Origin of the sequence: Bacillus sp. K2I17, from assembly GCF_002209985.1 — a bacterium.
In the GTDB taxonomy this organism is placed as follows: Bacteria; Bacillota; Bacilli; order Bacillales; family Bacillaceae_G; genus Bacillus_A; species Bacillus_A wiedmannii.
The window spans coordinates 71,136-85,302 of sequence record NZ_NJGF01000008.1; the positions used below are offsets into that span (position 1 = coordinate 71,136).

Sequence of the window (14,167 nt, forward strand, 5' to 3'; positions counted from 1 at the left end):
CTACTTTCTAAATTGTAAATATGCACGAATCATAAAGTAACTCACTTCATTTGGAAGTTGTTCCTTAATTGATTTCAGACCACCTTCTGCATTTTGCACGGCAGTTTCAATCAGTGATTCATATTCTGCAGGAACAAAACTGTTCCAGTCTATTTCCATTCCATCTTCAAAAGAGCGAATTAAATGATTTTCAATTGTTTGTCTTGATAAGCCACGTTCTTTCGCAATTTCATCTAGATCAATGCCTTGTTTATACATTTCATACGTTTCTAAATGAGAATTTGCTGAAGCTTTCCCTGACTTTTTCCGCTCTGTCACCACTTCTGTTTTAACTGTTTCAGCATAGTTTGGATTGTCCTTAATAAAGTGCTGAACTGCTTGTAAGAAGTGAGAACCATACTTCACAAGTTTATGTTCGCCGATCCCTTTCACAGTTAAAAGTTCAGAGTCACTTTGTGGCATTTTTGCACACATATCCTTCAACGTTTGATCAGAGAAAATAACGAATGGAGGTACACCTTCTCCTTGCGCAATTTCTTTACGTACTTCGCGAAGTACTTCAAATAAAGGATGATCTTGAACAATTTGTCTTGTCTCTACTCGTTCTTTACGTAAAACATTCTCTTTACCTAATAATACTTCTTTCCCTTTTTCCGTAACTTTTAATGTCGGATACGTACCATGTTCTACTGCAATTAACTCATCTGAAATTAGAAACTCAATAAATTCACTAACTTCTTTTACACTACGATTTGATAGTAACCCGTATGTTGGTAAAGTATGAAAATTAAATTCAATAACTTTCTTATTTTTCGAACCAGTTAAAACTTGTGCAATCATTTGTTTTCCAAATCGTTGGTTCGTTCTAATCATGCAAGATAGAACCATTTGTGATTCTCTCGTCACATCGATACTTTCCCGGTCGTCCGTACAATTTCCGCAGCGGCCACAATCTTCTTTCGGTTCTTCTCCAAAGTATTGCAAAATAAATGATTGTAAACATTGTTCTGTATGACAATAATCAGTCATATTTTGCAGTTTTTCAAGTTCATTTGAAAATCGAGATTCACCTGTCGATTGATCAATTAAAAAGCGCTGTACTTGCACATCCTGAGAAGAATATAGCAATATACACGCACTATCTAATCCGTCACGTCCAGCACGTCCTGCTTCTTGGTAATAACTTTCCATGTTTTTTGGCAGTTGATAATGGATAACGTAACGAATATTCGATTTATCAATCCCCATCCCGAATGCAGATGTCGCTACCATTACACCCACTTCATCACGTAAAAAGAGTTCTTGCTGCTCATTTCGATCGGTATCACTCATACCAGCATGGTATTTTGATACCGAAACTCCCGCTTTCATTAAATCTTCATACAACTGATCAACTACTTTTCTAGTAGCTGCATATATAATCCCAGATTCCTTTTGATTTTGACGAATATAATCCGCTAAATATGCATTACGATCTTGTCCTTTAATAACAGAAAATGATAAATTCTCGCGCTCAAACGTTGTCATAATCGTATTTTCTTGATTAATTCCAAGCGTGTTGCAAATATCTTCACGAACTTGTGGTGTTGCCGTCGCAGTTAAAGCTAATACAAGCGGCTTTTCTGGAAGATAATCTAATATGCGATGTATATGTAAATAACTTGGACGGAAATCATGTCCCCACTGCGAAATACAGTGCGCCTCATCAATTGCAATCATCGGGATTTTCATATCGATAAGTTGGTCAACAAACTCCATTGAATCAAGACGCTCAGGCGCTACATAAAGTAACTTATAATGTCCTTGTTTCGCTAATTGAATGCGTTGATTCGCTTCTGTAATTGAAATAGAACTATTAATATAAGTAGCTGAAATACCGTTTTGTACTAATGTATCTACTTGGTCTTTCATAAGTGAAATCAAAGGTGAAATAACTAATGTCGTTCCTTCGAATACTAATGCGGGAATTTGATAACAAATTGACTTACCACCACCCGTAGGCATAATACAAACCGTATCTTTCCCATCTAATACATTTTTAATTGTTTCATCTTGTCCTCTTCGGAATGACGAATAACCGAAATAAGACGCTAAAAGTTCTTGTGCTTTTGTAAACAAAAAAGAGTCACCTGCTTTTCTATATCTTTCATCTATTCCTATTATATCATCACTTATGCGTCATGAAAGTGATGAATACATGACTAACAACTTGCTTTTTCATTTTTTATGCTTTTCTACGTTTTAAAGGTTGTTTAGCAACGGTGTTTTAATGGCTATTTATGTTTATAAATTTTAAAACATAAATAAAGCACATATAAAATGAATTACAAAATAAATATACATTTTATTACCCTTCCTTGAATACTACTAATCTTATACATATGAATTCAGGAGGTTACTATATGAAGCAGCAGAATATTAGTTCCATCAAGCAGAAAACAGTACCGAACCAACTCCAATTTTCGAATCATGATGCGTGGAAATATGAATCGTATTATAAATACCAGCCATTATTTTCTTATAGAAAGCTTTTCCATTTTCTTTCTCAACTTTTTAAACGTTAATGTGTATGTGATATATTATCCATAATAATTTTCTCAATATATATCTTATAGACTCACTATAATACAGCTGTTATCATATGAAATATTCTGTTGGATAAACCCCTTAAGTTGACCTGCTTATAAAAGCAGGTCTTTTTTGATTATTATACATTTCAGTACACTTTTAGATACACTTGTATATCTTTTCTCTATTTTATAACCATACTCCACTCACAACAAATGATAATAGTAACGAGATGTAAAATATAAGTTCTTAACATTTATTGAAGTAATTCTTTTTTTCTCAATACACAAAACGAATTTCACTTATTACTATAAAAGTACTCCAGATGAGTTTTTGCTCATCAACATTATCTAGTTAACGGGATCTGCTGCGGGAAGCTGATCCCATTGACTTTATTAAAGATCCACTTTCATTTGGACACATTTACCAGGTTTTTTAAATAGAATTTTATGATAACATTACTTAGTCGAGTCCGACATCTCGGCAATACCCTTTTGAGGCTCTGCAACTTCCCTTGCAGAGCCTTGTTTATTTTTATATTCATTTTATTTGTATATACCACAATAAAATTCTGCATCTTTTTCCATATCAATTTCTGAAATTAATTTAGGACACGTAACTAAAAATAAATTCCAATCATACTTTGAGTTATACATGTTCAAAGGAGTGTTACCGTTTATGTATTCTTATTGGCAATCGTATTACTCCCCCTATCATAACCCTTATGTACACTTTGATACATCTGTACGTAATTACCGAATTAGTAAAAACGAGAACTTTTTAAAAGGTTATATGCGTTCTTTATGGGAACAACATGTCGCTTGGACGAGATTAGCTATTATTAGTATTGTCTTTAATTTACCAGACGTAAACGTTACAGTTGGGCGACTTCTTCAAAATGCAACACATATGGGACTGTCACTTGAACCATTCTATGGTGAAGATGCTGTAAAAAAATATAGTGCACTAATTAAAGATCACTTAGTCATTGCAGCGGATCTAGTTAAAGCCGCAAAAGCAGGTGATCAAAATGCAGCTGCCGCTATAGAGAAAAAATGGTACGCTAATGGTGATGAAATTGTGGCGTTTCTTACTAGCATCAACCCATATATAGAAAAAGAAGAATTCAGAAAAATGTTTTATGAACATTTAGCACTTACGAAAGCAGAAGCGCTTGCCTTCCTAAATAAAGATTTTGAAGCAAGCGTAAAACTATACGATAAAATTGAAAAAGAAGCATTAGAAATGGCTGATATGCTAACAAATACAATCGTAAAACAATTCCCACAAGTGTTTCAATAATAATAAGCCGATTTGAAAAAACAAATCGGCTTATAAAACTTTCTACCAATGAAATTTCACCTCTCCTCTTTACATTTAACGTATATCGATATATTTTATTAATATCCGTTTTTTATAGGAGGAAATCTTTTGATTAACGCCATTGGTCTCGTATTTATCCTCACAAATAAACACGAGAAAAAGAAGAAAGTTTATCTGAATGAAAAATTCGCATTAATAGACATTATTGATTCTAAAGAAGTAATTGATGATGAAGGGAACTCACTAGTAGAACTAACATGTAAATACAGTATTTATCTAGATGAAAAATATTACTGTAAATCTCTCGATGATTATACTGGACAAGTATTTCCGTTCTTGAGCGCTAAAATAGGAAAAGGTCTTCTCAGAAACTTAAATTACTATTTCTCTTACGTTGATGCCTATGATAAAAAACCACCCGTTAAAGAAATTAGGCCACTTATGAAACAAGTAACGAACAGATAGCAAAAAATACTAAAAAAAGAAAGCATCTAACTTCGGATGCTTTCTTTTTTGAATCCAGAACTCATTAACTTCTATCCTTCTTCTAAAAGTATGTATCTAGGCATACTTTTAATTAAAAACATTGGAGGATTAAACTAAATGAAATACTCAGAAACGATTGTTAGTAAACGGCTTCGAACACTTAAAATATCTAGTATATTTATTATGCTAGTTTTAATTGGATGGCTTGGATATACAAAATTACTTTATGAAAACGGATTTCTTCAAGAAAAGAAACTTTCAGTTGAAGTAATGAATACTAGTATTACAGGTGAAATTGAACAAAGTTTCCATGTAAACTTACAAGGTTACCGTAAAACAGACGTTGATACTATTATAGATGCAAGTAAAACCGATCCGAGCGAACTATCTTTAATTGAGATTATCAATACATCTTGTTCACGAGATTGCATAGGTGAACCATTGGCATATGTAAACTCAAACGATGGATATATCTTTTATAAGGAGTCTACCGGAACTAATGTTGCTTTAAAAATCAAAAAACAAGACTCGTGGGAAATCGTAAAAAAATCTGTTCAAGACGGAATATAACATTAGAAAGTTAAAGAGTACGTAACGTACTCTTTTTTATTATTAATACTCTTCATATTTACAATGACATTTCGGTTTCTCTTTACAATTACATTTTTCACAATCACACTTCGGTTTTTCCTTACAGCAACACTGATCACAATCGCAGTTTGGTTTCTCTTTGCAACGACATTCGTGACAATTCCTGCATTTACATCCACATCTTCCGAACAGTGAACTACCCACCACTTAGTACCTCTTACGAGCTTACTTGAAGTAGGGGCTTCTCGGTTCATCGCTACTTTTGATAGCTAACGAATTTGTCCTAGAACAGCCGAGCTAACTCCCTTGTTCCAAAGGTTATTTTGTCACTATTTATGCCAACACTAATAAGCGGATGGCTTCTTTTTTGATATTGATCGCTGCGTTATAGTCACGACTGATTGTGAGTCCACACGAACACGCATAGGTGCGTTCACATAATGGCATTTCTTTTTTATTTCCACAATTACTACACATCTTTGTAGAAGGAAACCATTTATCTATTTTTACAAGCTGTTTTCCTTGTTCTTGTAGCTTATATGCTAAAAATGTCGTGAACATCCTCCAACCGTTGTCCGCTACACTCTTACCAAATCTAAGTGCTCGTGACATTCCTTTCATATGTAAGTCTTCGATTGCTACAACGTCAAAACTCGTAGCTAATTCTTTAGACTTATGATGAAGAAAATTTTTACGTTGATTGGCGATCTTTTCATGCAGTTTCGCTACACGAATGCGTTGTTTATTCCAGCGCTCTGAACCTTTCACACGTCTTGCTAATACTCGTTGTGCCTTCGCTAATTTCTCTAACATCTGACGATAAAAGCGAGGATAATTGGCTTTCTCATCTTCGCTACTCACATACAATTCAGCCATTGCGAAGTCTAATCCAACTACAGTTTGTACTTCTTTTTGTACAATCTCTTTTTCATATTCAGTCAAGATGGACACATTCAGTCAAGATGGACACATAGTATTTACCAGTAGGTGTCATCGAAATCGTACACGATTTGATGATATGTTTTGGCGGGATTTCTCTATGTTGCTTCAGTTTCACCATTTTCAACTTTGGTAATTTGATATAACCATGAAATAACATAATATTTCCGTTTACTCGATTCGTTGTATAGGATTTTCTACTCTTTTTACTTTTGAATGTAGGAAAATCACTTTGACCACTAAAAAAATTCTTATACGCAGTTTGCAAGTTTAATTGCGCGTTGGCCAAAGCTAAGGAATCGACTTCTTTCAACCATTCATACTGCGCCTTGTATTTCGCAGGAGTAGGGAATTTTTGTTTCTTCAGTTCTTCCTTGTTCTCTTTATATTTTTCATATACTTCTATTCGTTCAGCCAGCATTTTGTTATACACAAAACGTACACACCCGAAGGTTTTTCGTATGAGATGTGCTTGTTCTTCTGTCGGATACAGACGAAATTTATACGCCTTATTCTGCTTTGGCATATCCATTCACCTCATTTTCCGCTTCATATTCCATAAGCTATGACGGTGATCACACAACCTGAACACTACAAGATTATTATCTACTTTCATTGTTATACCAAAATCCCCCTCTTATTGAAGTAAATCAAGAGCAAGACCATAATGGTTATAAAATGATTGTTAAAAAAATTGAAATTGCTGATAAAGAAACACGAGTATATTTCACGGCTAAAAATGATGCAACTGCAGCGTTTAATTTCTACGATTTTAACTCCAAATTAATCGTAAATGGTCAACAACTAGAATACCAAGACAACTATGAAGCAAAATATCCTAAAATCCCACAAGGCATGATGCCTGGCGTAACTAGTGATGCTGTTTTAACATTCCCTAAACTCCCAATTGAGCAAGGTGAATTGCAATTAATACTAGAAGGTTCGAGTGAAAATTATGATATAACTCTTGAACCATTTAACTATAAAATTAAGTTTTAAATAATAAAATCGACTCTTTTTTGAGTCGATTTTATTATTTACCATTGAAACACCAATTACTTTTCTACTATAGTTCCTTCCCTTCCCCAACAGCCCCTTTCAACCTCTGCAACATATACCCAATCCCTTTACATCCTGCTAACGGATACGTAATAATTTCTTCTGCATATAATTGTGTCACTACTTTCTTATGCTTCTTGCCTGCAAGTAAAACTATTTCATCAAACTGAAGCAAGTCTTTTTCAATCATCTGTTGTTTTAATTGCTCCATACTAATAATTTCATCGCTCTTTGAATCGAAAGCAAGATCATAGTTTTCTAATACAATATCATTTGGTCTTAAAAATCCATGCTTCGCCGATAAGATAACCCAATTCTCGAAAAACATAGTTGCATACGCCTGACATGCTTTTCCGAACGGGCTAATATATACATCCTTTGCCTCCATCGGTCCGTAATCTGGATACTTATCCCAAATTTTCTTTTTTCCGCATGGAATTATGCATAACCTTTTCATCGTTATTTCTTACCTCACTTCTAACTTTTTAAATATAAAAATATAGAATTCCCTACTTCTTCATACTCAGCTTCTATATCTCCAATCCCCACTACGTTCCAACCATTATTTGTTTCTATTGGCTTTTCATTCATTATAATATGAACTTGTGTCATATTTTTAAAATCTTCTTCAAAAGATGCTAAAACAGGTTGATCTATCATATATGTTTTATTATGTATACTCACACTTAAAAAGGTTTTATGTAATGCTTTATTTCCGTTTAAATTTACATTCATTGGATTAAACATGTTTAATTTCATATTACCTACAATATACAGATGATACCCTTTTTCTTTATAGAATTGTTTAAAATCCTTGTCTCTTTCGTTTTGAACAAAATGAAGGATTTGCTTCGTTTCTTTACTTATTGCAATTTCATTATTAAAACTCAAATCCACATTTATATTTTGTTTTAAAAAGGCATATAACGATTTATCACTATTAAAGAAGCTCGTTTTCCAGTTAGGAAGGATTTCATCTAATAATAAACATAAAAGCATTCCTGAGCTATAGCAGCTCTTCCTAATGTTATAATTAGCTTCATATGCATCTAAAATAAATCCGCTATATTTTCGTAATGTTTCGCTTTCATCCTTTTCACATATTGCATTGTAAGCGTTCATTTCTACATACCAAGCAGGCCCCTCTATACTTTCAACCATACACTCATATGTTATAAACTCTTCTTTCATAAAACTAGTTCTTTGCTCTCTTAGTTCAATAAATTGCTTAATATAATTATATTTCTCAGCTTGTGACTTACAATGCACAGCATCATATAAACACATTCGTTCATTATTTCGCAATTGTATATTTTCTTCTAATATAGGATATAGAAATCCTAGAGATTCATTTGGAAATCTACTTTCTTTATTCAAATATTGATAGCAATGAAAAAGTTCATGCACCACAATCGCAAGTAAACTTTCATAATCTTTATGCCTATTCATATTCACGATGGCAGTTGGATAATCTTTTAATAAGATACATGTATCAGCCTTAAATTGGTCATCTCGCTTTAAAACGGCATACTCACCATCATCTTTCAAAAATAATGGATGATGAAATACATACACATGCTCATCATTATATAATGCAAATGCAGCCCTATTAAAACCAGGCCAAAGCGTATTCAATAATTCTATACTTACATCTTTCTTTATTCGATTTAATATATTGTTCATTATATGTAACACCCCTATATCATTCTACATACACCTATTCTATTCCACTTAATAACAACCCTTTTATTTACATAAATGTTAGAAAAACATATATCTTTTCTCAAACCATAATGTATTATACAAATATACATGTGATGATTTTATGAAAAGGAGGTGAACAAATGAAAAATATAATCCCTGCGCTAGTACTCTATATTATCGTTTGCGTAATCGCTATGATTGCTCCAGCATCTGAAGGCTATAATCATGTTGGCTGGAAATTGTTTGTTGGGCAAGCATATGCTATACCTATTTTCCTCATTACTGCAATTATTACATTTTATATAAACAAGAAAAAATCTACGAACAAACAGTTATAAGGATAGCAAATGCTATCCTTATTTTAATTCATTTATTAGATCAAAAATTACACTTGCAGTACTTTCTATCCTTTCTTCCGAAAAGTCAAACGTAACACCTGTTTTTTCATATATTTCTTGTATAGGTAAATTCCAATCTGCATTCGCTCCCTCTTTAAAGAAAGCAATCGCTTTTTTTGGATCCTCTCGATAAATTTGAAACAATTGCATTGCTCCTATTTGCGCAATTGCGTATTCAATTTGATAAAAAGGAAACTGAACATAATGAAATGACTCTAACCAGCTTGCACCGATTTCATCTTCTAATCCTGCAATATTGACTGATGAATATTGATACCTTTTACATACTTCAGCGTATTTCTTATCACGTTCTTCTGGTGTATGGTTTGGATTTGTATAGAGCCAGTGCTGGAATACATCTCCTGCAATTGACGCCATTAATAAAGACAAAGCACGATATAATTGTACGCGCTGCACTTCTTTATATTCATCCTCTTGCTTATAAAAGATATTGAGCTTATCCATTACTAGCAACTCAAGACCTATGGAATAAAGCTCAGCTACCTCTTCACGAAGATATCTTTCTTGCATGCTACTATCATTGTTAAATTGTTTATAAAAATGAAATGCATGCCCCACTTCATGTATTAGCGCGTTAATTGCATAAAATGATGGACTAAAATTAGAATACACAAAAACCTCTTTACTATGAGGAAAGGTAAAACAAGCAGCTCCCGGTGCTTTATTTTCATGTTCTTCTACGTCAATTAATCCCGTTTTTCGTATATGAATAAATTTCTCATAAAAATATAAATCTGTCTTCCGAAATATTTCTTCCACCCCATTCAATAAATCAATAGCATTTTGGAATGGAGCTTTTGGTAATTTACATGGAGTAAGGTCCCAAGGGCGATATTTTTTTACACCGAGATTGTTTTTAGAAAGAATCCCCAACTGTTCCCATATTGGTACAACATACTTTTCTATAGATTCATGAAGCTTATAACACTCTTTAATACTATAATCTCTATTTTTTTGTTTAAAAGCATACTCACTATAATTATTAAATCCTGCATTTAAAGCGATCTCATTCCGCAATTGTATGAGTTCATTCATAATACAATCTATTTCTATTTTCACTATACTTCTTGCTTCACATAAAGCGTACCAAGCTTTTTCGCGAATAGCTCTATTGGGGTTATCTAGTTTTGCTTTTACGTATGCATACGTCTTTTGCTCTCCTTCCCAATTAATAAATATGTTAGACATTATTTCTCTATATTTCGTAATAAGCTTTTGCTCTTTAATGGAAAGAGCAATGTTCTTGTCATTAAACATTTTACTTTTTATCAATCTTGCTTTTTTCATAAAACCGTATTTCTGCTCATTTAATAAGTCGGAAAACGGAGACTTTCTAAATTTCTGGTCAAATTTCGCATTGTATCTTTTTAAAAGTGGTTGAATTGTATTTTGATTATACATATGTAAATTACGTTTATTTCTGTCATTTGTATCTCTATACGTGCCAATTAAACTACTTGTTATCTCCTCTTCTATTTCAGCGGTTACACGCAGTTCATCCAAAAGCCAACTCTCTAATTCTGAAACAGAAGTAATATTTCGCTCTAAAAGTGACTGTAATTTACTCTCCAAATCATTAAGCATACACAATCCTCCTGTTTTAAAATTTTAATTTTCTGTTTTTTAGAGATAGAAAAGGACAAGTAGCCAATCCGACTACTTGTCCTTGCTGTGTATCTGTACTCAATAAAATTAAGCTTGGAATGCTTCTGTTAATACTGGTACGATTTGTTTTTTACGAGATACAACACCTTTTAAAGTAGCAGTGTTGTTTTCTAGAGATACGTTGTATGCTTTCTCAACAACGTTTGCTGCTTTACCGATCGCAAGACCGACAGAATCGTTAGTTAAGATATCAGTTACAACGAATAAGAATAGGTCTAAACCTTTTTCTTCTACTACTGCAGAGATAACTTTTTCAAGTTCCGCTTGGTGTACAAGAACGTCGTTTGTATCAACAGCGTTTACTTGTGCGATTTCAACTTTCGCATTACCCATTTGGAATTCTTTAGCGTCAAGAGAGATTAATTGCTCCATTGTTTTTCCGCTTAAGTCAGCACCAGCTTTTAACATTTCTAAGCCGTAGTTATCAGCATCTACACCAGCGATTTCCGCTAATTCACGAGCTGCTGCTACGTCTTGCTCTGTGCAAGTTGGAGATTTGAATAGTAAAGAATCTGAAATGATTGCAGATAACATTAAACCTGCAACTTCTTTACGAATTGTAACGCCATTTTCTTTGTACATTTTGTTTAAGATTGTAGCTGTACAACCAACTGGCTCACAACGATAATAAATAGGATCGCTTGTTTCAAAGTTAGCAATACGGTGATGGTCAATAACTTCTAACACACGAACAGACTCGATATCGTTAGCACTTTGTTGACGCTCGTTATGATCAACTAAAATAACGTTGTCCACTTCGCTTGCAACTGTCTCAACAAAACGCGGTCCTTCTACTTTAAAATGGTCTAACGCAAATTGAGTTTCACCGCTGATTTCGCCTAAACGTACAGGCTCAGCATTCATTCCTAATTCTTTTTTCAATTCTGCATAAGCAATTGCAGAACAAATTGCATCTGTATCTGGGTTTTTATGCCCGAAAACTAGTACTTTTTCCATGTTTTCCACCTCTTCATGAAAAGGATATCTTAAAGAAGCAAATATGACAATATTTAAAGCATAATTTTTTATAAATAATTGCACTTTCTTCTATATTTTTCATCGTTTTTCGTAAAAAAAGATCATCTAAAATGAATTAGATGATCAAAATGTATATTTTATTTAAAATAAGCTAGGAGCTTGCACTACATGATTTAGCGGAAAATTTGATGCTAAACCGTTATTTACAAGGTTAACATCTATAACTTGATAAAATGCATTCCCAGTATCTGCAATTTCCCAAACAGCTAAAATAAGGTGATATCCATTTCTATCAGTAGGTACATTCGCTTCATGAGTTACTGAAGTTCCTGGTCTTGTTCCCCCATCATTTTTCACATAGAATGGCACTAAATCTAAATCAGACCTTGTTAACGGCTTATTTGGATTCCAATCTTTTTTCGTAATATAGTATTTCCATTCTTTCGTACTATGAGGTGCGGTTAGTTTCCACTTGAATGTATTCGTCCCGCCGTTTAACGTAACTTTCTTCCACCTATCAACTGATTGAACGTCTAAAGCAGGAAAATGGCCTGCTCCTGCGATTTGTCCATCAGAAGGTCCTAATTGCGGGAATCCACCTATTCCTTCTACACTTTGCGGCTCGTATTGAATCGGTCCGCAATTTACATTTACCCCTTGCTTACATAAATAAGAACGGCTCGCTGGTGATTCAACATATCCATGAGCTGAAGCTTTTTCTGAAAAACCGAAAGTTAACAATCCCGTAAGTAATATACCACCACTTAATATAACTTTCTTCACCTTCTGTAAACCTTTCGTTCTCATCCCGTCATCCCCTTTCCCATAATAAAGCGAAAATAACTATAGTCGGCTAGTCATCTTCTCTACATCCATTATAAGTCAAGGAGTATAACGAAAAGAACCCTCTAAAAACTTTCTCAAATTCATTTAGTACATTATATAAATTTTATTGATACATTCAAATAACACCGCTAGAGAAATATAGACGGTGTTAAATATACTCAATTAAACTATTCGTTTATAAATAAATTACGAAATTGGCAAAGTTAGTCTAGTTATCAAATAGCCCTCTCCCTCTCAGATTTGCGGAAACTGGCTCCTTTCCGATTTCACGTGCCCATATAGATAACTGGCCGATATGATGGATTTCGTGGACAATGACATGACGTATTAACTCTCCGTGTGTACATTCAATGACTCGGCGCCTAATTGGTGCGTCTCTTGAGCTAATCGGCTCTTCATTGAAGTCAGCTTTTGAAAGTTTCCGAGAATCCATTTCATTTGTCCAAGAGGTCACAAATGGCTTCACTTTCCCGTGGTATTGAGCTGAAAGATTTTTCACTTTTTGTAAGCTGGCATACTCTTCAAACAATGGCTCCTCAGGCACTGATTCACCACGCAACCCTAAGATCCACATATATTCCACATCTACTATATGAAATAGGGTATGTAGTATACTGCCGAATCCACCGACCCGTTTCTTTACCAGTTCTTCGGCCGATATGTCTTCGCACCATGTAAACCAATCATCACGAACTTGCCAGTTATATTGAAACAGTTTCAACATCACAGCAACCTCCATCTTTTAGATTAACATTTAATATTCACCAAAAGACTTCAAAATTCCTATTTAAGTAATACCTCTTATACAACTGTTAAAACCTTATACAAATTGGCCCTCAAATTGAACATTCAATATGAAGTTAATGAATGAAAAGAAACCCCCTATTATACAGGGGGTTATCAATCTTTTTACAAATCAATACTCAGACCTAATAACAGATTTTCCGTTTAAAAATATCCCTCTTTTCAAATAAAAATACTAAATCATTTTATAATAAATAACCGTTGCATCTAAATTACCATTTGGAGATATTGCGTATTCTGGTATTTTTCCAACTTCTTTATAGTCTAATGATTTATACAATCTATTAGAAGGGTCTCCTTCTCTCGTATCTAGCACTATAAGAGACCTATTTTCTTGCTTTGCTCTTTCCTCTGCTTTTTGCATAAGCGAACGTCCAATACCGTTACGTCTAAAGTTCGGGTGAGTCATTAACTTGCAAATTTCAGCTCTATGAATCCCATTAGGCTTTGTAACTAAATGTAATTGAATACTCCCTGCCACTTCATTATTTATTTTAGCAACATACAAGATCACTTCTGGTGCTAAAACAGTTTCCCAATACTTTGTTGATTCTATTTGTTCCAGTGGAGGTAAAAAACCAATTGACGCCCCATCATCTACAACCGTTTTCAAAAGTTTAGAAAGCTCTTCCATATCATCATTTATTTGCTTAATCTCTTCAATTACTAAATTTTGCATTACTAATCCCCCTTTTGTTTCATTGTACCAAGTTTTAAGGAAGGAATAACAGGTTACTAAAAGGAAATATATATTTAGATAAAACATACTTATATAATGTATGGCA

Annotated in this window: 15 protein-coding genes and 1 pseudogene; 6 read left to right on the forward strand and 10 right to left on the reverse strand. The window is 33.7% G+C overall.

Annotated elements, in window-relative coordinates; translation table 11 throughout:
- Positions 1–2,118, reverse strand: coding sequence for a DNA helicase RecQ (gene recQ, locus CER22_RS12030; RefSeq protein ID WP_088608834.1), 2,118 nt, complete (start codon positions 2,116–2,118; stop codon positions 1–3).
- Positions 2,119–2,402: 284 nt separating this feature from the next.
- Here recQ and CER22_RS33045 point away from each other — a divergent pair, with 284 nt between their 5' ends.
- The 4 genes from CER22_RS33045 to CER22_RS12050 all read left to right on the forward strand — a co-directional run bounded on the left by CER22_RS33045 (position 2,403) and on the right by CER22_RS12050 (position 4,947).
- Positions 2,403–2,564 carry a hypothetical protein gene (locus tag CER22_RS33045; protein ID WP_000813318.1) on the forward strand — a complete coding sequence of 54 codons (162 nt, stop codon included), beginning with the start codon at positions 2,403–2,405 and terminating at the stop codon, positions 2,562–2,564.
- Between the two features lie 682 nt (positions 2,565–3,246).
- Positions 3,247–3,870 (forward strand): acetylglutamate kinase, encoded by a 624-nt coding sequence (locus CER22_RS12040; RefSeq protein ID WP_142293468.1) that lies wholly within the window; start codon positions 3,247–3,249, stop codon positions 3,868–3,870.
- Positions 3,871–3,999: 129 nt separating this feature from the next.
- Positions 4,000–4,356 carry a hypothetical protein gene (locus tag CER22_RS12045; RefSeq protein ID WP_000606238.1) on the forward strand — a complete coding sequence of 119 codons (357 nt, stop codon included), beginning with the start codon at positions 4,000–4,002 and terminating at the stop codon, positions 4,354–4,356.
- 138 nt (positions 4,357–4,494) lie between these two features.
- Positions 4,495–4,947, forward strand: a complete 453-nt coding sequence (locus CER22_RS12050) for a hypothetical protein (protein ID WP_000877594.1) — start codon at positions 4,495–4,497, stop codon at positions 4,945–4,947.
- A gap of 2 nt (positions 4,948–4,949) precedes the next feature.
- On the opposite strand, the gene CER22_RS12055 is transcribed toward CER22_RS12050, so the two are convergent.
- Both CER22_RS12055 and CER22_RS12060 read right to left on the reverse strand, forming a co-directional pair.
- Positions 4,950–5,222: a hypothetical protein gene (locus tag CER22_RS12055; protein ID WP_227557878.1), complete on the reverse strand. Its 273-nt coding sequence runs from the start codon at positions 5,220–5,222 to the stop codon at positions 4,950–4,952.
- Between the two features lie 79 nt (positions 5,223–5,301).
- Positions 5,302–6,433 (reverse strand): annotated as a pseudogene (locus CER22_RS12060) (RNA-guided endonuclease TnpB family protein).
- A gap of 152 nt (positions 6,434–6,585) precedes the next feature.
- On the opposite strand from CER22_RS12060, the gene CER22_RS12065 reads away from it, so the two are divergent.
- On the forward strand, positions 6,586–6,906 hold the full coding sequence (locus CER22_RS12065) for a hypothetical protein (protein ID WP_241673951.1): 321 nt from the start codon (positions 6,586–6,588) through the stop codon (positions 6,904–6,906).
- Between the two features lie 67 nt (positions 6,907–6,973).
- On the opposite strand, the gene CER22_RS12070 is transcribed toward CER22_RS12065, so the two are convergent.
- Together CER22_RS12070 and CER22_RS12075 are read right to left on the reverse strand one after the other, a co-directional pair.
- A complete protein-coding gene (locus tag CER22_RS12070; protein ID WP_088608836.1) occupies positions 6,974–7,423 on the reverse strand; it encodes a DUF6884 domain-containing protein in 450 nt (149 codons plus the stop codon).
- A 20-nt stretch (positions 7,424–7,443) separates the two neighbouring features.
- Complete coding sequence (locus tag CER22_RS12075; protein ID WP_088063702.1) at positions 7,444–8,649, reverse strand: peptide ABC transporter permease; 1,206 nt, start codon at positions 8,647–8,649, stop codon at positions 7,444–7,446.
- A gap of 161 nt (positions 8,650–8,810) precedes the next feature.
- On the opposite strand from CER22_RS12075, the gene CER22_RS12080 reads away from it, so the two are divergent.
- On the forward strand, positions 8,811–9,008 hold the full coding sequence (locus CER22_RS12080; RefSeq protein ID WP_087983846.1) for a DUF4017 family protein: 198 nt from the start codon (positions 8,811–8,813) through the stop codon (positions 9,006–9,008).
- Between the two features lie 18 nt (positions 9,009–9,026).
- On the opposite strand, the gene CER22_RS12085 is transcribed toward CER22_RS12080, so the two are convergent.
- The 5 genes from CER22_RS12085 to CER22_RS12105 form a co-directional block, all read right to left on the reverse strand.
- Entirely contained in the window at positions 9,027–10,673 is a 1,647-nt protein-coding gene (locus tag CER22_RS12085) for a M3 family oligoendopeptidase (RefSeq protein WP_088063703.1), read from the reverse strand.
- Between the two features lie 108 nt (positions 10,674–10,781).
- Entirely contained in the window at positions 10,782–11,711 is a 930-nt protein-coding gene (ppaC, locus tag CER22_RS12090) for a manganese-dependent inorganic pyrophosphatase (RefSeq protein ID WP_000416840.1), read from the reverse strand.
- Between the two features lie 162 nt (positions 11,712–11,873).
- Positions 11,874–12,539, reverse strand: coding sequence for a lytic polysaccharide monooxygenase (locus CER22_RS12095; RefSeq protein ID WP_048547409.1), 666 nt, complete (start codon positions 12,537–12,539; stop codon positions 11,874–11,876).
- Between the two features lie 247 nt (positions 12,540–12,786).
- Positions 12,787–13,302, reverse strand: a complete 516-nt coding sequence (locus tag CER22_RS12100; RefSeq protein ID WP_088063704.1) for a DinB family protein — start codon at positions 13,300–13,302, stop codon at positions 12,787–12,789.
- A gap of 255 nt (positions 13,303–13,557) precedes the next feature.
- Positions 13,558–14,061: a GNAT family N-acetyltransferase gene (locus tag CER22_RS12105; protein ID WP_088063705.1), complete on the reverse strand. Its 504-nt coding sequence runs from the start codon at positions 14,059–14,061 to the stop codon at positions 13,558–13,560.
- Positions 14,062–14,167: the final 106 nt, after the last annotated feature.